The sequence below is a fragment of the Dyadobacter alkalitolerans DSM 23607 genome (assembly GCF_000428845.1).
Classification (GTDB): Bacteria; Bacteroidota; Bacteroidia; order Cytophagales; family Spirosomataceae; genus Dyadobacter; species Dyadobacter alkalitolerans.
The window spans coordinates 284,720-305,539 of sequence record NZ_AUAS01000003.1; the positions used below are offsets into that span (position 1 = coordinate 284,720).

The 20,820-nt window shown below is 44.8% G+C and carries 17 protein-coding genes, 1 tRNA gene and 1 pseudogene; 9 read left to right on the forward strand and 10 right to left on the reverse strand.

Features of this window, described 5'->3' with window-relative positions:
* Positions 1–43: 43 nt before the first annotated feature.
* From G395_RS0107055 to G395_RS0107065, 3 genes are read right to left on the reverse strand one after another with little or no spacing between them, the layout of a single operon-like run.
* Entirely contained in the window at positions 44–1,300 is a 1,257-nt protein-coding gene (locus tag G395_RS0107055; protein ID WP_026629411.1) for a glycosyltransferase family 4 protein, read from the reverse strand.
* Positions 1,257–3,110: a heparinase II/III family protein gene (locus G395_RS28835; RefSeq protein ID WP_051350047.1), complete on the reverse strand. Its 1,854-nt coding sequence runs from the start codon at positions 3,108–3,110 to the stop codon at positions 1,257–1,259. The genes G395_RS0107055 and G395_RS28835 overlap by 44 nt, the downstream gene beginning before the upstream one ends.
* Positions 3,107–5,218: a bi-domain-containing oxidoreductase gene (locus G395_RS0107065; protein WP_026629412.1), complete on the reverse strand. Its 2,112-nt coding sequence runs from the start codon at positions 5,216–5,218 to the stop codon at positions 3,107–3,109. The genes G395_RS28835 and G395_RS0107065 overlap by 4 nt, the downstream gene beginning before the upstream one ends.
* Before the next feature lie 115 nt (positions 5,219–5,333).
* Here G395_RS0107065 and G395_RS0107070 point away from each other — a divergent pair, with 115 nt between their 5' ends.
* Positions 5,334–6,491: a Gfo/Idh/MocA family protein gene (locus G395_RS0107070; RefSeq protein ID WP_026629413.1), complete on the forward strand. Its 1,158-nt coding sequence runs from the start codon at positions 5,334–5,336 to the stop codon at positions 6,489–6,491.
* 114 nt (positions 6,492–6,605) lie between these two features.
* Here G395_RS0107070 and G395_RS0107075 read toward each other — a convergent pair.
* The 3 genes from G395_RS0107075 to ubiE form a co-directional block, all read right to left on the reverse strand.
* Positions 6,606–6,680: transfer RNA gene (locus tag G395_RS0107075), tRNA-Val, on the reverse strand.
* Between the two features lie 110 nt (positions 6,681–6,790).
* Positions 6,791–7,495: a type IX secretion/gliding motility protein PorT/SprT gene (gene porT, locus G395_RS0107080; RefSeq protein ID WP_035360599.1), complete on the reverse strand. Its 705-nt coding sequence runs from the start codon at positions 7,493–7,495 to the stop codon at positions 6,791–6,793.
* On the reverse strand, positions 7,468–8,190 hold the full coding sequence (gene ubiE, locus G395_RS0107085; protein ID WP_026629415.1) for a bifunctional demethylmenaquinone methyltransferase/2-methoxy-6-polyprenyl-1,4-benzoquinol methylase UbiE: 723 nt from the start codon (positions 8,188–8,190) through the stop codon (positions 7,468–7,470). The genes porT and ubiE overlap by 28 nt, the downstream gene beginning before the upstream one ends.
* 161 nt (positions 8,191–8,351) lie before the next feature.
* On the opposite strand from ubiE, the gene G395_RS0107090 reads away from it, so the two are divergent.
* Positions 8,352–9,134 carry a hypothetical protein gene (locus G395_RS0107090; RefSeq protein ID WP_051350049.1) on the forward strand — a complete coding sequence of 261 codons (783 nt, stop codon included), beginning with the start codon at positions 8,352–8,354 and terminating at the stop codon, positions 9,132–9,134.
* A gap of 12 nt (positions 9,135–9,146) precedes the next feature.
* Positions 9,147–9,728: a hypothetical protein gene (locus G395_RS0107095; protein WP_026629417.1), complete on the forward strand. Its 582-nt coding sequence runs from the start codon at positions 9,147–9,149 to the stop codon at positions 9,726–9,728.
* A gap of 46 nt (positions 9,729–9,774) precedes the next feature.
* Here G395_RS0107095 and G395_RS0107100 read toward each other — a convergent pair whose 3' ends face one another.
* The 4 genes from G395_RS0107100 to G395_RS0107125 all read right to left on the reverse strand — a co-directional run bounded on the left by G395_RS0107100 (position 9,775) and on the right by G395_RS0107125 (position 16,816).
* Positions 9,775–11,007, reverse strand: a complete 1,233-nt coding sequence (locus tag G395_RS0107100) for a sensor histidine kinase (RefSeq protein ID WP_026629418.1) — start codon at positions 11,005–11,007, stop codon at positions 9,775–9,777.
* A 203-nt stretch (positions 11,008–11,210) separates the two neighbouring features.
* A complete protein-coding gene (locus tag G395_RS0107105) occupies positions 11,211–12,893 on the reverse strand; it encodes a RagB/SusD family nutrient uptake outer membrane protein (RefSeq protein ID WP_026629419.1) in 1,683 nt (560 codons plus the stop codon).
* Between the two features lie 19 nt (positions 12,894–12,912).
* On the reverse strand, positions 12,913–15,954 hold the full coding sequence (locus G395_RS28840; RefSeq protein WP_157486607.1) for a SusC/RagA family TonB-linked outer membrane protein: 3,042 nt from the start codon (positions 15,952–15,954) through the stop codon (positions 12,913–12,915).
* A gap of 601 nt (positions 15,955–16,555) precedes the next feature.
* Positions 16,556–16,816 carry a hypothetical protein gene (locus G395_RS0107125; protein WP_026629420.1) on the reverse strand — a complete coding sequence of 87 codons (261 nt, stop codon included), beginning with the start codon at positions 16,814–16,816 and terminating at the stop codon, positions 16,556–16,558.
* Positions 16,817–16,934: 118 nt separating this feature from the next.
* On the opposite strand from G395_RS0107125, the gene G395_RS0107130 reads away from it, so the two are divergent.
* The 6 genes and pseudogenes from G395_RS0107130 (at position 16,935) to rhuM (ending at position 20,802) form a co-directional block, all read left to right on the forward strand.
* Positions 16,935–17,153, forward strand: coding sequence for a helix-turn-helix domain-containing protein (locus G395_RS0107130; protein ID WP_026629421.1), 219 nt, complete (start codon positions 16,935–16,937; stop codon positions 17,151–17,153).
* 76 nt (positions 17,154–17,229) lie between these two features.
* A pseudogene (locus G395_RS32685) lies at positions 17,230–17,349 on the forward strand (Fic family protein); the annotation flags it as partial.
* A 3-nt stretch (positions 17,350–17,352) separates the two neighbouring features.
* Positions 17,353–17,550, forward strand: a complete 198-nt coding sequence (locus G395_RS32690) for a hypothetical protein (protein ID WP_026629422.1) — start codon at positions 17,353–17,355, stop codon at positions 17,548–17,550.
* A gap of 319 nt (positions 17,551–17,869) precedes the next feature.
* Positions 17,870–19,138 (forward strand): site-specific integrase, encoded by a 1,269-nt coding sequence (locus G395_RS28845; protein WP_051350050.1) that lies wholly within the window; start codon positions 17,870–17,872, stop codon positions 19,136–19,138.
* 2 nt (positions 19,139–19,140) lie between these two features.
* Positions 19,141–19,830, forward strand: a complete 690-nt coding sequence (locus G395_RS0107145; RefSeq protein ID WP_026629423.1) for a hypothetical protein — start codon at positions 19,141–19,143, stop codon at positions 19,828–19,830.
* A gap of 9 nt (positions 19,831–19,839) precedes the next feature.
* Positions 19,840–20,802, forward strand: coding sequence for a virulence protein RhuM/Fic/DOC family protein (gene rhuM / locus G395_RS0107150; RefSeq protein ID WP_026629424.1), 963 nt, complete (start codon positions 19,840–19,842; stop codon positions 20,800–20,802).
* The last annotated feature ends 18 nt before the right edge of the window (positions 20,803–20,820 follow it).

Here is a 20,820-nt window from a genome sequence, read left to right on the forward strand (position 1 = left end):
ATTTCTTTATTAAAAAACCCTTTGAAAGTGCTTTCAGTTCCTCTTATTGATTGGTCTGAGATGGCATTTGAAGCATAGTTTCAATGTGTTGCAAGTATTTTAATGCAAGAGATTCCCGGTCGAAGAACTGCCTTGCATATGCATGACCATTGCGCCCATGAAGCTGCGCGAGACCCCGATCTTCAAGATATATAGAAACCTTTTTCGCAAAATCACCCGGATTTTCTGGTTCAATATAAAGCCCTGCATGCGCATCCTCAATCAGCTGTCTGGACAACCCATCGATAGCAAGCAAAACGGGTTTTTGGCAGGCGAAATAATCGAAAGTCTTGTTGCTGTAAACAGTTTTAAAAATTTCGGTTCGTTTCAAAACGGAAGTGCCCGCGTCGGCCGCGAGGATGTATTTGAAAATGTCCGACTTTGAAACTGTATTGATAAATGTAACATTACCCAGTTTCCTGTGCTTTGCCTGGGCCATCAGCTTCTCTTTTTCCGGACCGTCGCCAATGAGCAGAAAATGCGTTGCAGTTTCCTTCAAAATTTCAGCCGCGTCGATGAGTTGCATCAAATGATTGGCAATGCCGTGCGCGCCAACATAAATAATAATGAAACTATGGTCCAACCCAAGCGACTTTCGGAATGCAATCCTGTCAAAATCTGCATCCAGATTATCTAAAAAGGTAAAATCAGCTGCATTGGGTATGAGCCAGATTTTTTCCGGTTGAACATTCTTTTGATGTATTAAAATGCTTTTGAATGCCGGCGTCAACACGGTAACAGCTTTTGCGCGATGATACAGAAACTTTTCAAGCCTAAATGCTGCCTTTATCAATGGCTTACTTTGCAAAACACCCGTCTCTACTGCTGACTCTGGCCATAAGTCCCTGATTTCCAAAATGAACTTAGCTCTTTTAATCCAAGAAACCACCAAACCGGCAATGCCCACAAACAACGGCGGCGATGTGGAAAGCACCACATCATATTTTCCCTTCAAATAAAAAGCTCCACCCCAAATTGCCGAGAAAACAAATGAAAACTGAGCTAAAAGCCTTTCCATAAAGCCATTACCAGCAGACTTGGCAACATGACAGCGAACAACTTTCACTCCATTTCGATTTGTCTGCATTACAAAACTTTTCTGACCCGGAGAGGACAAATTGCCTTTCATATAATGCGTTGTTCCAGCCAGAACGGTCACCCTATGCCCCGCTTCGACCCAAATCCGGCTCATCTCGTTCCACCGCGATCCGCCGCCATCATTGTCTTCCAAAAAATATTGGTGGACTAGGAGAATGTGCATTCGTTTCATAACATCTTTTTTCTGAAATCACCGTCCTCATAAATCCGCTAAACGTCGAAAACACCAACCTTCGACAAACCTCCTTACTTCCATAAGTGCCGCAATGCCAGCCTTCTGTTTCCTCAGATTCAATGACAGCCCCCTCTTTATCCGAGGAGATCATATGATAATGTTCAAAGAAATCCGGGCAAGGATGCCAGATTTGATGCATAGGAAGGGGTTTTGGAGCATTTTCCATCCGGTCTTCAATGATCCATTGCTGCCATTTTTTTGACTTTGTAACGCGGCGGTGATGCTTGATGCCTTTGCCCAAATGATAAAAGCCCTCAAATTCCGCCTCAATTTCGAATGCATTAACTCGTTCATTTACAAACCCTGACGTTTTTGTAATCCAGCCAAACCAAGTAAAACGCGGGCCTTTTTTCATCTGATCAAAATCTCCCAGCATGACCGTATTGTGCGAGGCGCTCCCATTGAAATATTTTGTCCATTTATCTTCCGTGTTGTAAGAAAATGAACCCGCGTCGCGCATGATGTTTTTACCATTTGCCCAAATATCCATATGCAGATGATCGGCCTGAAAAGGGCGGTCTGTGTACGCGCCGCAGCGCAGGAAGGTCAATGTTTTTTGATCGCGGATTAAATAATAACCGCCGTTCTCAAAAGCTGTTATTGACCCAGGTGTGAAATCAGTATCATTCCCTAAAACCTTGCTAAGCGCGGTTAATTGCGGGCGAAAATCTCGAAAATGGCTGTCTGCAAGCGGGAAAAACAATGCACCATCGTTATTGCCATAATTAGGAAGCCATCCGCTCACATCATCCTCGCAGGTCTGCAAAAACCGGAGCGATTTTCGCGCGCGATCGTAAATCACATCATCGAATTTTTCCCCGTCCGACTCAGCCACTTGTATGGCCAAAGTCAGCAATTGTACGGCCACGCGGTGGTAATTCATTGAGAATTGGAGAAATGTCCCGTCCGGGTAAATCTGGTAAGCGATTTCTTTTTCAAACCATTTTTTACCGTTGATTTTCCATTTCAGGCTTTCCGGAAACTGAGGAAAAGCGTATCCTATCACATACAAAGCCAATGTCTCGGTCAATGCGTGATTATTTCTGACCACATTCCTTGAAAAATGAATATGGTCTGCCACATGCCGCATCTGATCGTAAATGCTTTGCGTAATCTTTTTGAAAATGTCGGCGGAAAGTGTTTCTGAATTTTTATAGTAATGTAAAGCAGCAGTCCAGTTGAGAACGCGTAACGAAATTTCCTGGCTGCAAATCCAGTTCGGGCCACGGTTGACAGGATTTTGATCGATCCAGTCTAAAATTAATGCAAAGACGAGTTCAGATTGATCTCTTTGAAAATGATAATCATAGCGCAGAAGGTCAAACAGGAAGCAGAAACGCGATTTTTCCCAGACATATTTAATGTCCCCTGCCCCTTTTGAAAGCGTTGGAATTGCGCTCCAATGGGTATTTTTATTGTATTTAAATCCATTTTCAGGATTTGTATGCCAATTGGGAACTGTGTACCACCGGTTGTGAAAAAAAAGAAAGCGGTTTCGCCGGATATGCTCAACCCTTTCCTGCAAGCTGGACGACGCTGTGTTTTGTATTAAATCTGTTCTGGCCGGATCAAGTGGAAACTGAATGTTTTGATGAAGCCAATCTTCCTTTGAAAAATGCGGCAAAGGCCTTTTATAAACCGGAAAGCGAAGCATTAGCAATCCTGTTCCGCGCTGAATTTCGTGCCAAATGCGGCAAAGGATATATCGAAAGCCCATATTTTTGAAAATCTGAATCATATGTTAATCCAGGTTTTCAGTTTCAGACTTTCTAATGCTGCTAATGTGACTTCCGTTGTATTTATGATATCTTCAAACGGAATCGGTGCTTTTCCTCCATTTTTGATAAAGTCCAGCAGCGTTTTGAATGCCTCTCTATGCCCCTTGTTCTGGCTGGTTTTCAACCTGGAAAAGTGCTTGAAACCGTAACCGTGCAAGGTTTTGAAATTATCCAGGATTAAAGTGCGTCCGGATGCATGGACCTCAATGCGTTCTTTGGGATAATGGGAATGCCCATTTGAAAAATAATGGACGACCCCTGTTGAGCCATTTTCGCATTTGAGCAAAATAGAAGCATTATCCGTCGTTGCGGTCGGGTTTGGCATCATTGCATTTGTGCAAACCGACTCAATTCTGCTTCCGGACAGAAATGCAATCAAATCAATAAAATGGCAAGCTTCTCCCAGGATTCGGCCACCCCCGGTTTGTCGATCATGTATCCATGCATTTTGTGGGACAAAACCCGCATTAACATTGATAATAATGTTTATCACAGCATCTCCCAGCAAGCTTTTCATCTGCTGTACATGCGGTGAAAAGCGCCGGTTAAACCCGACTGTAACTGATACATTCGCTGGATTTTCATTTTGAAAAGCGTCGATAAACGCGCTCAATTCATCTTCGAAAATAGCCAGAGGCTTTTCGACAAAAACATGCTTTCCGGCTTTTACAGCATCACAAGCCATTTGCGCGTGCAGGTTATGCCGCGTTGTAATCATCACCAGATCCACTTCCGGATCACCGAGGACATCCTGATAATCCGTTCCGCAACATGCAATGTTGTATTTACGAGCCAGATCGGCCGCCGATAATCCGTTTGCGCTGACAATGTGCTTGATCGACGCATTTTTCAATAGCGGAAGCAATGTTGCGGACGTGTAATGCCCGGCACCTATAATGCCGATGACCCCATCATTTCCCGAAAAATTTTGCCTGAATAACTGAATTGATCTTTTTGACGAGCATGTTTCAGGATAATCCAGGATCACCGCAATGCTTTTTCGAGCATCCAGATTTGCATAGGCACTCTTAAAATCGTTTAGCGGGAAATTTCCACCAATCAAATAGGAAGGATCGAACGAGCCGTTCGACATCAAATGAAGCACCGCCTGAAAATTGCGGTTCTCTGTCCAGCGGACATAAGCGTGCGGATAATCATTTCCATTTTGCTCATATTCAGTATCATAGCGACCTGGCCCGTAGGAGCAAGAAACCTGGAATGTCAATTCTTTTTCGTAAAAATCCGAACGGTTGATCCGGAGATCAGCCGTTCCGATCAAGACAATTTTACCTCGTTTCCGAGATATTCGTGCAGCCTGCGATAAAATTTGATCAGACTGGGAAGCGGTGGCAATGATGACTGCATCTGCCCCAAAGCCATTTGTGAGATTATTAATGTAATCTTCAGCACGCTGCACATTTGGGTTAATGGCTATAAAACCTCTTGAAACAGTTACTTTGAGCCTTTCCTCGTTCGTCTCAATGCCAATCACATTGCACCCGCTGATTTTCAGCATTTCGGCGGTCAGCAAGCCAATAAGTCCCAGCCCGATCACAACAACAGTCTCTCCTAGGGAAGGCGACACGAGTCTGACCGCATTCAGTCCAATGGACGTCATTACAGTAAAAACTGCCTGATCATCAGCAACATTCGCAGGAATTTTCGCAAGTAGATTTCTTGGAATGCAAACCATTTCTGCATGCGGCCCGTTGCTCACAACCCGGTCTCCGATTTGAATGTCCTGTACGCCTTCGCCTATTTCCAAAACATGGCCCACATTGCAGTAACCCAGTGAAATGGGCTGATCGAGCCTGTTAGATATGCTTTTGATTGTAGAGATCAAGCCATCGGATCTTATTTTCTGGATGGCGAGCAGGAATTTGTCAGGCTGTAATTTTGCCTTTTGAAATGGATTTGCTTTTGAGAAACGGATCAATGCGCGCTCGGTTCCTGCTGAGATCAGGCTTTTGTGCGTTTGGATCAGCACATAACCGGGCTGGACAATCGGAGGTGGGACTTCCTGCAACGAAGTTTCCCCCGTTCGCAGGTTTTGCGTAAGCTGCTTCATGAAATATAGTGTGTTATTGAGTGCCGGAAATTACAATGTTAAATGCAATAACAAAATTTTAATATTTTTGATAATTGCAATTCAAGTAAAAAAGTAAATCCAGCTTAATTAAAGCATGAAAAAACTGAATATTGGAATCGTAGGTTATAAGTTTATGGGCCGCGCGCACAGCAACGCCTGGAAAAAAGCACCGCAATTTTTTGACATGCCCGCAACACCCGTGTTGAAAGCAGCCTGCGGCAGACATGAAGGTTCACTCAAAGAATTTGCCGAAAAATGGGGCTGGGAAGAAACAGAAACAGACTGGAAAAAGCTCGTTTCCAGACCTGATATTGACATTATTGACGTTGCATTGCCTCAACAACTCCATTATGAAGTTGCCCTTGAGGCTGCGAAAGAAGGCAAACATATATTTTGCGAAAAACCGCTTTCCATGAACAGCAGGCAAGCAGAGGAAATGCTGAAAGCCTGTGAGGATAACAATGTCAAGCATTATCTCAACCACAATTACAGGAGGACACCGGCGGTTTCATTTGCCAAAAAGATGATTGAAGACGGCAAAATCGGCCGCATTTTCCATTGGCGCTGTGCCTATCAGCAAGACTGGATCATCGACCCCAACTTCCCGCTGACCTGGCAGTTACAAAAACAATATGCACAGGCCGGCCCGCAATGGGACCTCAATTCGCACGCCGTTGACCTCGCACATTATCTGGTAGGCGACATTGCGAGCGTTTCATCATTGACTACCAATTTTATCAAAAACCGGCCTGTCGTAGCGGATGGCGGAACAACCGGAAATCTGACGGCAGGCGAAGTCGGCACCGAAATGGGCGAAGTAACCGTGGAAGACGCTGCATTGATGATGGTCATGTTTAAAAACGGCGCAATAGGCTCATTTGAAGCCACGCGTTTTGCCGCAGGCCGGAAAAACAGGCTTACTTTCGAAATCTACGGAAGCAAGGGCAGTCTCTGTTTCGATCTGGAAAGGATGAACGAGCTGCAATATTTTTCGCGGGAAGATGAAAGCGGGCAGCAAGGTTTCCGGACCATTCTGGCAACCGAGGCAGCGCATCCTTATGCCGGAAACTGGTGGCCAGCCGGGCACATTATCGGCTACGAACATTCATTTGTGCACGCTGTTGTGGATTTTGTAGCGGCCATTGAAAATGATACGGCGATCAAGCCTGATTTTTCTGACGGATTAAAAATCATTCAAGTTTTGGAAGCTGGCCTGGAATCGGCAGCATCCAAGCGCCAGGTTGATCTGTAGGCAATTATTTCTACCTTCCGTTCTATTAAATGCTAAGTGATGGCATTCATTATAAAACGGAATTGCGTATAAAAGAAAAAGAGCACCGATTTCTCGATGCTCTTTTTCTTTTCGTGGGAGTTGAGGGATTCGAACCCCCGACCCTCTGCTTGTAAGGCAGATGCTCTGAACCAACTGAGCTAAACTCCCTTTTCCCCGTCGTTTGGGAGTGCAAATATGTAGGACGAAAATCTTCTCTGCAACTTTTTTGATAAAAAAAATTTAAAAAAATTGCAATTCATTGAAGATCAATGCCCATTTTATTCAAAATTTAAATACAATGTTACTGTGTGCGTGGACAATTTATTGATTCCCGTCCCTAATGAATTTTTGGATGGATTGAAAACATTGGTTAACCCGTGGGAAAAGCGCAATTCTGGCGCGAATTTGAAAAATTCGAAAAACTGCTCGTAGCCAATGCCGTAGTCAAGCGAGAAATCGCTTGATTTTGTGTCCAGCTGGCCCCCGCCCCGGTTTCGTTTTACATTGGTTTCCAAGCCCAAAGTAAAGCCGGCAAGCATATACATTCTGGAATTTACCCTGCGTAAGGATTTGTATTTTAACAACAAAGGAATCTCAATCCACGTCGATTCACGCTTTTCAGTCTTTTCGATGCCATTAGGATAGCTGTATTTGACATTCCGGTCGTAAAGGGAGACCGAGGGCGTGGTGCGGATGTCGAAATGGTCCGTCAGAAATGCATTGACGATAAAGCCCATGCGGAATGCCGCGTTGGTCGGGGACTGGATTACGAATGCGGAGTCTTTGGAGACAAAATCGTTGCTGTGCTTGATATTGAAGCGGGTGAATGGCACGCCGAAAAGGATACCATAATGTATAGGCTTGTCATCATAAAATTCCAAATGACGGCGCCTGTACCCTATTCCCTGTGATTTCACTTCCTGAGCCGCCATCAGCAGCAAAAGAATGCCTAATATTATTTTTGCCCTATGTAAATCGAACAAATCCCGAAGGTAAGTGTAATGCATTTGGTATTGATAAAACCTGCTTTTTTATAGATTTCAAGAAAAGCTTCTCCATCCGGAAACGCCTGAACAGACTCGGGCAGATATGTATACGCCGAACTGTCTTTGGAAACGCTTTTACCGATCAATGGCAATATATATTTGAAATAAAAATTATAAAACTGCTTGAAAGGAAAGGCGCGCGGCTTGGAAAATTCAACCACCACACAAGTTCCGTTTGGCTTCATCACGCGGTTCATCTCGCTCAGTCCCACCAGCAAATTCTGGAAATTGCGTACTCCAAACGAAACGATGATTGCATCGAAATAATTGCTCTCGAAAGACAAGTTTTCGGAATCGCCGCTTTGTAATGTAATGATGTCCTGCTTCCCGAGTTTGGCGATTTTTTCCCGGCCAACAGCCAGCATTCCTTCCGAAATATCAACGCCTATGATCTTTTCGGGCTTCAATGCCAATGCTTCTATGGCGAAATCGCCGGTGCCCGTTGCAATGTCCAAAATCACTTTCGGCGCCTGTTTTTTGAGCAGCTTAATAGCCCTTTTACGCCAATAAATGTCCACTCCCGCGCTAAGCAGATGGTTCAACAGATCGTATTTTGGTGAAATATTGTCAAACATTTCGGCCACTTGCTCCCTCTTGCTGCCCTCTTTGTCCTTATATGGTACTACACTCATTTCGCTCTGCTGTTGATATAACAATTAAACAAAACTAACAGATAAATGTCGTTATTCTGACTGCCTGAATGAGGTTATTCAAATGCCATAGTGACCGAAACCAAAAACCTGCGTCTAAACGGAGAATCAACTCAGGACTAATGGTTAATCGGTTGTCAATCATGCATCAATATTTACTCGCCGCCCTGCTGCTAACGGCCACAATAGCGGCAAAAGCGCAAACCCGGCGCGTGGCTTCGTCCAACGGCATCAGCCAGAAAAAAACTTATGACAGACATGATTATCAACCTCTTACATTGAGTTGTAACGCCGGATTAACACAGTTTTTTGGTGAAATGAATGAGCAGGATATGCGTGGCATTTCGGGATTTGGTTTTGGCAGGGCTCTTAACAAACAATTTTCCCTGCATCTTGATTACCATTCAGGCAAGCTGGGCGGTCAGAACACGGATTTTTTTAATTCCTGGTTTGTCAATGCTTTTAATAGTGTGGAAGTATTCGTAAAATGGAATTTGACGGAACAATTCAGCCATTTTGAGCCGGGCAATGCTGACTTCAGCATTTATGGAGGGTTTGGTCTTATTCATTTTAATGCCAATGCTTTTGGTTTGGACAACAATCAATTGCTCCGGTTTACCAATAGCAAACTAAGCGCACGCAATCCGTATTTCCTGCGATGGGGACGGCCCAAAAGCCTTCGTAACATTAAAAAAACGCGTGAAGGGATGCTGCCAGTAGGCACTTCTATAGATTACAAATTGTTTCAACATTGGAAGATCGGCATCGATTATCGTTTTTATTTTGTGAGGACAGATAAGCTCGATGCAACTTCCGGCATGCGGCTGATCAATGCGGAGGAAAGTGAATCATATAGTGATACACCCAATGATAAATTCAGTTTTATTGCCGTAACATTGGCCTATCGTTTTAAATTATCCCACTAGCAGAAGTCCATAATGTTCTCAAACGCTGTCAAATACAAACTTTATCCTACGTTACTTAACCGGTTCGACCGATTCGAAAAGGGCTACATCACTGAAACGGAACTTCTTAATAGTGTGAACCGCCTGCCAGTCCCGCAAACGGAAGCACAGCGGAAAGGCGTTTCATTTGAGGAAGCGGTAATCAAAGGCATTGACGAGGAGGAATTTGACCCTGAAATCCTTTCGCGCGTGCGCACGCTCCTGCCTCGCCCGATGCTGAAAACGCAGGTGTATTGCGAATATCAGGTCGAAGATGTGCTGCTTTATGGCTATGTGGATGTGCTTGGCAAGATGGTTGCCGTCGACATCAAAACAACAAGTAACTATCAGCCAGGATGTTATGCAGTAAGCCACCAGAATTTTTATCTTCCTGCATTGCGAGGCAAAGGAATCCGCAGCCTGAAATACGTGATTACGGATTTCAAAGATGTGTATCAGGAAGAATATGACCATTCAATAGATTTTTCAGCTCAAATGCTGCAAATCAAGTCCTTCTGTGAGTTTTTGGAAATGCACCGGGGCGAAATTACGGATTTGAGGATTTTTGGAAATTGAATTTTCTTACAAGTCTTCTTGGTCACATATGCAGGCAATAGGCGCACTATTCATGATCCTGGGAGAATGTAAGGGTAACCGTTGTTACCTGCTCCACGGATTCCATCAATAGTTTGATTTTCAACAGAGATGTAATTTCCTTCACGAGAATCAGTCCGATTCCCAGTCTCTCGGCCATACCCAGCGGCGGGTATGCACCGTCTGAACCTGCATTAGAATTCAGCCATTGCATAATGTTATCGGGTACAGTATTCCCTGTGTTTTCAAGCATGACCAGGGCTTCGGTTCCGTTTACAGAAGCCGTAATTGTTATTATCCCGTTTAGCGTGTGTTTGTTTGCATTGTCAATTAAATTATGCAGAACAATCCCCAGAAGATTGGGGTTACTGGATACGTGAATGGATGGGTCAATATTTACGTCAAGCCCATTACCATACGTCCTGATAATTCCCTCGAACAAATCCGCCTTATCCTTTACAAGCTGTGCAAGATTTACCTGTTCGGTTATAGCCAGCTTCTGATGAACCGGAAGCTTGGTAAAGTCCAGCAGGTTTTCCACAAAACCCATCATCGTTTCAAGTGATTTGTGCAGTTCGGTGCTATATTCATGTATAGGCTCATAATCTTTCGCGTCCGCCAACCGGGAAATTTCTCTGGAAACGACTATCAGAAAGCTAAAGGGCCCGCGAATGTCATGGGTAATGGAGGCGACCAGGCGTGATTGGATATATAACTGATGTTCAAGATCTTCCTGCGATTTTTCCAACGAGATTAAAGCTTGCTGAAGGGCCTGGGTGCGTTCCATAACGGCTTGCTCGAGAAGCCGGTTTTCAATTTTAACTTTTTCAATAGCGAGCCGCTCAATTTCCTTACGCTGAAAGCGCGTTTCGGCGTCTCTTTTAAGAAAATAGGCTGCTGGGATCAGGATAACGCTCATGAGAATGCCACGGCTGCTGAGCATGAGGATTTTTACTCCTATTGGGTTGGGGGCTGTCCTGAATGGAAAATCTTTAAAAATAGGGTTGAATGTAAAATAAAACACATTCGAAAGCACACAGCAGCATAGCAATGAAAGAGCTAATCCCGCCCAGCGCCCCTGTTTTTGTTGGATATAATTGATGCAATACCAGCAAGCGAGGCTCATAAAGAAGATGACAATTTCCGAGCCGATCAGATTTACCGGGTCATTCCATTGCCCTTCTGACAGGCGGGCAGGCAAAATAAAAACAGGGATAGAAGCGGCAACGATTATGCCTGCCTTGTGAAGATTTTTATGCATTCAAAAATGACTAATTTACTTACGCCAACTTTGACCGTGTTCTACGGTCGGGGCCAAAGTTAGCAATTACACCCAGCGGTTGTACGATTCCGGCTGGATGCGGAGCGGCTTACATAAATCGGAGAGGGATTCCTTATGGGCGGCTACCGTCTGGCGGCTGCTCAAAAAGTGTCCCTCTCCGAAAATTAATGTTCTAAAAACAATCAGTTATACCCTGGATTCTGTTTGAATTCGTCTTTATTCGTGATCGCATCCAATTGCACTTGCGGAATCGGGCGGAGATTATGGGTTTCTTTAATGTTGGCTTTGGCGTCCATGTTGTATTTCTGAACGTAGCTTACCAGTTTTCCGGTCCGTTTCAGGTCGTACCAGCGGAAAAGTTCGCCTGCCAGCTCGCGGGCGCGCTCGTCGAGGATGAAATCAATGTTCAGGTCTTTGGCTGCGACCGTCATACTCGCTTCTTTACCCGGAATCGCACGTTTTTTGCGCAGATCATTGATGTAAGTCAGCGCTTCGGCAGGATTTGTCTTCATTAATGCTTCCGCCGCGATCAGATATAGTTCGGCAATCCGGATCACAAATCCGTCGCGCGCGCTCCATTCTTGGTTGGCCGTCAGGCGGGTTGGGTCCATTAATTTGCTCATTTGGATAAACTGGGACCTTAACAGCAGTGATCCGTCTTCCTTATACATCGTGTTGCGGTCGAAGATTTTGTAACGGCCGGCTGCGTTTGCAATTTGTGCAGGCGTGGCCACCGTTTTCATAAAAACCATGGATGTGTCGCCAAAAGCCATCTTAGGATAACCATTCACCGTTCCGGCTTTCAGATTGGCCATATTGGCAAGCCAAACCGTCTGAAATGTGCCTGCATAGCGCTGATCGACCTTTTCATCAAACAAATCAAGCAAATGCAATGTGGGCACATAACGCTGGTAAGGGCGCCCGTAAGCGACCGAGCGCTCCATGCCGGGCTGCTTATCGTACACCATAATGTAATGCAAATGGCTGTTGTTGCCCTTGCCCGCGGCCGCATCATAATCCCCGTTCATGGTGTCGTCATTGGTGTAATTCACATAATAAACGACCTCGGAATTAGTGCCGCCTTCGGAATTTTTCATGTCCCAAAGCGATTTAAAATCAGAAAACAAGGCATAGCGACCGGATGCAATCACTTCCTTGGCTAATGTGGCCGCCAACGCATACATCTCAGCATTGTTGGTCGAACTCGCACGGGTAAGGGCCATTCTGGCTTTGAATGCTTTTGCCACGTCCTGCGTAATACGGCCGTTTGTCGATTTCGCGGGCGCCAGATTTGCGATCGCAATGTCCAGATCAGCAAAAATCACTTTATAAAAATCCTCAACACTCGACCTTTTTGCAGTAGTGACGGCACCGGCGGTTGGCTCCGTTTGCAGCACTACATCGCCCCAGGTTTCGGTAATAAGCCACAGGTAATGTGCCCGCAAAAACCGCACTTCGCCTTCATATTGCTTGTTCATCGCTTCCGACAAAATCGGCGCCGGGAGCAGCTTCAATGCTGTGTTGCAAGTGTTTAAAGCTTTATATAAATGTCCCCAGTAATCCTTCAAATTCGTTTGAGCACCATTCAGATCGACGGTATAATCCGAAATCTGATTGGCCTTGTTATCACCGCCACGCAGGAAAAGATCGGTGCCGGTTTCGGCAAATGCGGATGGAAACTCTTTGCCATACCAGAGTCTTGTTCCTGAATAAGAAGCATTTACAGCTGCTGTTATCCCTAGTTCCGTTTGGAAAAACGGGTCTTCTGTCAGGCCGCTTTTATTGGTTTCGGAAAGATAGTCTTCGCAGGAAGTGAGCCCCACGAGCGAAAAAGCCATGAGAAAGGCCGTTATTTTTATTTTCATTGGAATGTCTGTTTTTGAATTAAAAATCAATGTTTACACCAAAGATCATCTGCTTCACCAGCGGGAAGCTCAGATCGCCGCCGCGCTCCGGATCGTAATCCTTGATCTTGCTGAAAGTGAAATAGTTTTGCAGCGTTCCGTAAACCCGCACCCGGCCCACACCGATCTTTTTGGTCAAAGCCGAAGGAATGTTGTAGCCTAACGACACATCCCGGATTTTCACGAACGAGCCTTTGACATAGCCCAAAGTGGACTGATACAAATAATTTGTGGTTGAATATGAGCTGTTTGGCCTTGGAAAAGCATTAGTCGGATTTTCCGGCGTCCAGTAATCTACGTACGAAGAATTTTCAAGCGCGCTTGGCTTATAACCGCCTGCATTGTATTCGTAGTTGATATAATGTCCGATGCGGCCGTAGACGAACACGCTCAGGTCAAAGTTTTTGTATTCAAAATGATTATTGACCCCGAAAGAGAATTTCGGCACATTAGAGAATGTAGTGCGGTCGCCCGGATCCACCACGCCGTTGCCGTTCATATCGGCCACTTTTACATCGCCCGGCTTATTTTGTCCAAAATCCAAAGCCGCTTCCTCCTCACCTAACTGCCAGATTCCGATCTTTTTATAATCAAAAAACACCTTTGTAGGCTCTCCTACGAACCATTTATTGGCTTCATTCCGTGTTACGCCATTGTTCAATGCAATGATCTTTTCACGGTTCAAAGTGAATGTCCAGTCCGTAGACCAGTTGAATGCTTTGCCAGCAATATTTTGGGTTGTTATAGCAAGCTCGATCCCCTTGTTTTCGACCTGACCAATGTTTTCAAGGATTTCGCTGTAACCCGTGTGCGTCGGCAGCAAGCTAGGCAGCAGCAGATCACGCGTCCGCGAGCGGTAAACGTCGATCGTTCCCGAAATCCTGTTTCCGGCCAACCCAAAGTCCAGACCAGCATTCCAGGTGCCCGTTGTTTCCCAGGTTAATGCTGGATTCGGGATCACTTTTGGCCAGTAACCAAATGCCGCACTCGTCCCGAAAGCATACGCAGAAAGCCCCAAACCGCCTTTTGTAGCATAAGGATCAATGGTTGAATTCCCCGATCTTCCCCAGCTGACGCGCAATTTAAGGTCATTGAAAACCTTGCTATCCTGTAAAAACGGCTCCTCGATCACGCGCCAAGCTCCCGACACGGACGGAAAATAGCCCCATTTGTTCCCTGCGGCCAAAACCGAAGATCCATCCGCACGCAACGACGCCTGGAAAATGTATTTGTTGCTCAACTTGTAATTAACCCTTCCGAAAAACGAAGCAATGGTTGTTTCCCGCAACTGGCTGCCGATGGCTTTGGAAATGGTGTTGGAATTCAGGTCGTGGTAAGAGGTGATCGGCGACGCCTGGTTGTTGCCGGACGATGTGTATTCTTCATATTTGGTCCCCAGCGAACTCGTTCCCAAAAGCCCCTGGATCTGGTGATTACCAATGGTTTTGTTGTAGTTCAATGTGTTTTCCCAGGTGTAATTGAAATAATTATTGATCTCAACACCTGAGTTCGAGTTACGGCCTACGTTGGCAATCGTGTTATAACCTTTGTAATATCCGCGACGGAAGTCCCTGAAATCCAGACCAATCGTTGATTTCAAAAACAGATCATTCGTGATTTTCACATCCAGGTAAGCCGAAGAAAACAGGCGTTTGTCCACAATGTTATTTACAAAAACGCCGGGCTGCTCGTCGGCCAGGGGCGTAAATTGCGCGCTGTAACCAGGCGCAGGGTTTAGGATCAATGTGCCGTCATCATTAAAAGCCTTCGCAATAGGAAGGATTTTGTTGGCCATATTCAGCGGATTGTCGCGCTTATCCTGGTTTTTGTAAGAATAAATGGCGCTTAACCCAACACGGAAGCGGTCATTTAGCTTATGATCCACACTGATCTTTCCATTCAGTCTACGATATACATCATTGAGCAGCAGGCCCTTATCTTTCTGGTAACCAAATGACGTCGAAAATGTCGTTTTTTCGCTGCCGCCAGTGAGGTTGATCTCATAATTCTGCATTAAGCCATTGTGGAAAATGTAGCTTTGCCAATCTTCAAACTGCTTATCCTTAATGTATTGCAATTCGATAACCTGGAAAATATCTTCATCCTTCCGGTAAACATCGCCATTTGTGGTCCGGTAAGCCTCACGTTTTTGCTGCGCATATTCCTCCCCGTTCATCATCCGCGGATACAGCGCTTTCTTGTTCATCGACACATAGGAATTGAACGACAGCGTCGACTTGCCGGATGAGCCCTTTTTCGTGGTAATAATGATCACCCCGTTCGCACCGCGCGTTCCATAAATCGCAGTCGAAGCTACATCTTTCAAAACCTCAATCGACGCAATGTCCGTCGGGTTAATGTCAATAAAAGAACCGTATGGAATCCCATCCACCAGCACAAGCGGCTTATTATCAGCCCGTAACGACCTATTTCCACGTAAAACAATGTTGATATCCGCACCCGGCTGACCAGAGCTCTGCGTAATGTCGATCCCTGAAACCTTCCCCTGCAACGACCTCAGCGCATTTGTAGTCGGAATCGCCGTAATATCCTTCGCCTTCACCGACGTAATCGCCCCCGTAACGTCACTTTTCTTCATCGTTCCGTAACCCACCACCACAATTTCTTCCAGCGCCTTCGTATCCGCCAGCAGTTTCACATCGATTACCGAGCGGTTGCTCACCTCAATTTCCTGACTGATATAACCTACGTAAGAAAAAACGAGCGTCGCGCTTCCCGCCGGGATCGTGATTTTGTACGAACCATTTGCATCCGTCGTAGCGCCCGTAGTCGTTCCTTTCAGCAAAATACTGACGCCAGGAAGTTCCTCTCCATTATCCCCCGTCACTTTTCCCGAAATGTCCAAAACAGAATTCAACCCTTCCTTCCCAACTGTCAACACCACCGGATGTGCCACGATAGGGGCATGGCTTCCCGCATAAACCTGCTGACTACCAACCGGTAAGACTCCATACATGAGCACCAGCCCCAGGGCCGATACGCTTTGTAGTTTTCTAAACATACATCATAACAGTTTATATTATTCTATTTATTAATGCAAAAGTGACATTCAAAAACGGGTACAATCCTGCCGGAAAAAGCGGTTTGGAGCATGTGTTTGGAAATGAATGTTCAGGTGAATGCGAAAGCGGATCGGTATATTAATAATCAAAGAATTTATTGATTATCTTTTTCACGGACGCCGTGTTCGCTAAAAGGAAGGTTAGCGTTTAGCAAGAAATGCCAAAGAATTTATCCAAATATTTTTATGCAAACGATGTCGGGAACGATGCCAAAATAGAATCGAACCATTTTTTTGTTGGATAATTCAGGATTTTTTAATGGGTTTTTAATGTAAAGGGCCAGTTTGTGTCAGGAGGTGAATTGGATTTAATTGATAATAGCTGAGTAACATTGCGAATCCCAGGGGGATGCAATATTGGTAGTAACAAATAATGGCGATGCAAAGGCAAATCCCGGCGGGATGCGACGGCTTACGCGATGTTGCATCCCGCCGGGATTCTTTATTGTTTATGAACACGTTTGGCTACCGCCCTGCGGCTACCAATATGGCATCGCTCCGCGATTTGGTTTAAACCAGATAACGACTCAGGCAGTAATGTTCAACGAATAATTATGATTCCATTTTCATTCAGACATTCTTCCAAAAATATTCTCCCCGATTCTATCGAAAAATCAGACACAAACCGCCCTGCCGATCCCGCATCCGGAAATTGTGCCACCGTTTCCAACATTAACTCCTGACTCGCGGAGTCGACGACGAATGCTGTAATGCGAACGATTTCCTGGTTTTCGTCATTACGATCCCGGTGGAGACAGATTTGAATTTCTGGTTTGGGAAGAGTTAGGATTTTGAAGTTCATGTGTGCTGATTTGTTAAAACGAAGGCATCCTATTGTTTAACAAATGTAAACAAATTCAACAAAATACAACGTATTCGTTGTGCAGAATGTATTTGTTTAATGTGTCCTTTATCATTCTATGGAAAAGGATGAAGAACTAACGAAGCTTGGTCTAAGAATAAAGGAATTGCGTAAAATGAAAAACGTCACGCAGGAAGAGCTCGCGCACGTGATCGACAAAGATCAGCAATCGATACAACGCCTTGAAGCAGGAAAAATCAATCCATCCTTTTTCTATCTCCAGCAAATCGCCAAAGGCTTGGGGATGCCGCTAAGCGAAATTTTCTCAGAGCTATAATTATGCGGTGATTAAAATGCCTAATCACCGCATAAAATGCGGCGAATAACTTGATGTGCTATAATTAAAAAAAGCGGCAATAGCCCATTTATGGTTTGTCACCATTCACCCCTTCGACGACGGCAATGGCAGAATTGCCCGGTCCATCGCCAACATGCAACTGGCACGCTCGGATGAGAGCGCGCAGCGTTTTTAGAGCATGTCTGCCCAAATCCAGCAGAAACGCAAACGTTATTACGACATTCTCGAAAAAACGCAAAAAGGCGATCTGGACATCACCGAATGGCTTGAATGGTTTTTGTATTGCCTCGACGGAGCTTTGGAAGCTATACAAACAAGACCTCTCCAGACACCGCGCTTCGAGACATTCAAAATCTGGTTGAACAAGGTATTTTAGAAAAAGGAAAATTCCGGTGGAAGAAGCACGAGTTACCGGTTAACGGAGTTGTAAGACCTAAGAGTTAGGCATACTAAGAATTCACAAAAAAGCCGCTGCGATTGCTCGTAGCGGCTTTAAGTTGTGGTGATGGACGGAATCGAACCTTTGAGTGACACTTTCATGAGCTTTTCTTTAAAATATTCTGATTCAGAGCTACTAACGGCAAATATATAAAATTGGGTTAGACAATATACAACCTCGCAAAGGATTTTTATCGTAAACCATTTTGTAAACCAAATCAGTTAAGATAGATTTGTGTAAACTAAGTTGTCGCTTAATGGCCACTTCAAAATACTATCTTAAAAAGCCAAAGCCAAATGGCAATTGCCTGATTTCCCTGTACTTCCGTTATGGTACTGAACAGGTTGTTGTTTCTACAAATCAGTTTATAAAGCCCAAATCCTGGGACGCCAAAAACCAGCGGGCGAAAGCAAGCCATGAGGCATACTTGGAACTCAACGCCAACCTGGACCGATGGCGGAATGAAGTTCAGAAGATATACCAGCAGCGGCTTTATCAGAAGCTGCCGATTACTCCCGCCGATTTAAAACCGCTATTTGAGCGTGAGATCAGGACTGACAAATACGAAGCAGCTCCCGAGAAAGGTAAGCCAGGCCTGGCCGATTTCATTAGCAAATACATCAAGTCGGTAGAAGGATTCAAGAATGCTAATACGGTTAAAACTTACCGCTCGCACTTGAAGATGCTGATGGAATACCAGGTTGATGCGAAAAAGAAGAGTATTGCCTTCAACGACATCACGCTGGATTTCTATCATGATTTTAAACGGTTTATGGTCGAGGTTAAGAAGTATAACGAGAACACGCAGAACAAGCACACCGGGCTTTTGAAGTTCTTCCTGAACGAAGCAACTGAGCGGAAGGAAAATGACAATATAGAGTTTAAGAGTCGACGATTTTCGACGCCCCGCAAGGAAGTGGACTCAATCTACCTAAATGAGGAAGAAATCAAGCTCTTGATGAAGCTTGACCTGTCAGCTGAGCCAAGGTTGGAAAAAGTCAGGGATCTTTTTATTGTTGGCTGCTTTACCGGTTTACGTTTCTCCGATCTCACGACGATACAAGCTGAAAACATATCACCAGATTTCAAATATCTGAAAACGAAGACTATCAAGACGGACGAATTCCTGGAAATCCCTATCCACCCAATTGTCAGGAAAGTGATGGAAAAATATAAGGGTAAGACGCCAAACCACTTGCCACCGGTGATATCCAATCAGAAAATGAATGAGTATCTCAAAGAGATCGGCGAGAAAGCAAATCTAAGCGATGATGTAGCTTTATTCGAGAAGAAGGGGAAAGTAAGAACTCAGAAAAAGGTAAGTAAGTTTTCATTAATTACGTCTCATACTGCCAGGCGATCGTTTGCAACGAACGAGTATCTCGCCGGCACACCGAGTTACGCGATTATGGCGATTACCGGTCACAGGACCGAAAAGGCATTTTTGACATATATTAAGGTAACTAAGAAACAGTATGCGCGGCAGCTTTCCGAGATCTGGAAAGAGCGCTTTAAAGATGAGTGATTATGGCAGAACAAACTGATTACCAATCTGGCTACTCTGAGTTTGAAAGGTTCAAAAAGCACTTTGGATTAAAGCATCAAGACAGCCTGGAGTTCACTCCATATTTCCGTTACGAAATTGGAGAGGCGACACACCCATACCATTTACACTTTCCGGAAAGGCCCACTCGAAGAAGGTATCAGAACGATATTATTAATCTGCTCTGCTATTTTAGCTCAGTCGAAGAGTCCATCGAGTGCCTTGAATATCATTACCATCATTTCGACGAAAAGGAGCGCTTTCTGCGCTACTTCAAATTCTCTCTACCCGCCAGGATTCAGCTGACTTCCGGCAAGGAGGATAAGATACGCCTTCAGACTTGCCTGGAATGGATTATCGACAACTACGAATCCTATAAGATGGAACCGGTCTATGTCGGAGCAAGAGCTGAAATAAAGGGCAAGGACAGGGACAAAATCCTGCGTCTGTTTTCCTTCCTTTTTAATGACATTAAAGATCCAAATGGGTCTGAGTATGCAATGAAGGCCACTAGTTTAGGTACTGCAATAGCACTACATCAATTTGAAAGCTTTAAAAATTCCGCTTTATCATCATTACAGAAGGAAGCGTCTGAGATTCGGACGGCAACGAATATCCCCGAACACTTACAGGAGGAATTGAGAGCGTTTTTCTATGGTGCTCCTAACAAATAACATTCAGTGATGGACAATAAAGTTGAAATTTACCAATCCCGCGATGGCCAGACTCAAATCGAAGTTGCATTTGGCGAGGGAACTGTTTGGCTTACTCGTGCCCAGCTGTCTGACCTATTTGGGCGGGATATAAAAACGGTTGGCAAGCATGTAAACAATGTGTTTGAAGAAGGAGAGCTCGACAAAGCTGCAGTTGTCGCAAATTTTGCGACAACTGCAGCTGATGGCAAAAAATACCAGGTAGATCATTATAACCTCGATGTGATTATCTCCGTTGGTTACCGCGTTAAATCACGACAGGGTACTCAGTTCCGACAATGGGCAACCCAACGTCTAAAGGACTTCTTGATTCAAGGCTACGCAATAAACGAGCAACGGCTCTCACAGAAACAACAAGAAGTTCAAACCCTCAAAGACGGCATTCGGATACTAAGCAGAGCAATCGAGAATAAAGTGACCGAAACAGATTTTGCCTGGTTGGGACAATTTGCGAAGGGACTGGAATTGCTAGACGATTACGACCATGGACAGCTCGATGCTAAGGGGATAAGCACTAAACAGGCCGTGTATCCGGAGATATCAGACTACTATCGCGTGGTTGAAGCCATGAAGGCAGATTTTGATTCCGATGTTTTTGGAAAGGAAAAGGACGGGAGCTTCCAGAGCGCATTGGTGCAAATCGGTAAAGGATTTGGGGATGTTGACTTTTATCCGTCCATTGAAGAGAAGGCAGCTACTTTGCTATACCTTATTATCAAGAATCATGGTTTTGTGGATGGAAATAAGCGTATTGCTGCTGCATGCTTTTTACTCTTTCTGGAACTTAATCGCCTGTTAACGCCACAATCAGGAAATCCTATTATAAGCAATGAGGCACTTGCCAGCCTTACTTTGTTCGCAGCGAGCAGCAAGCCTGAGGAGATGGAAACAGTGAAGAAATTGGTGGTTAGCGTTCTAAATAGAAACCAATGAACCTTCCAGATTCTAACA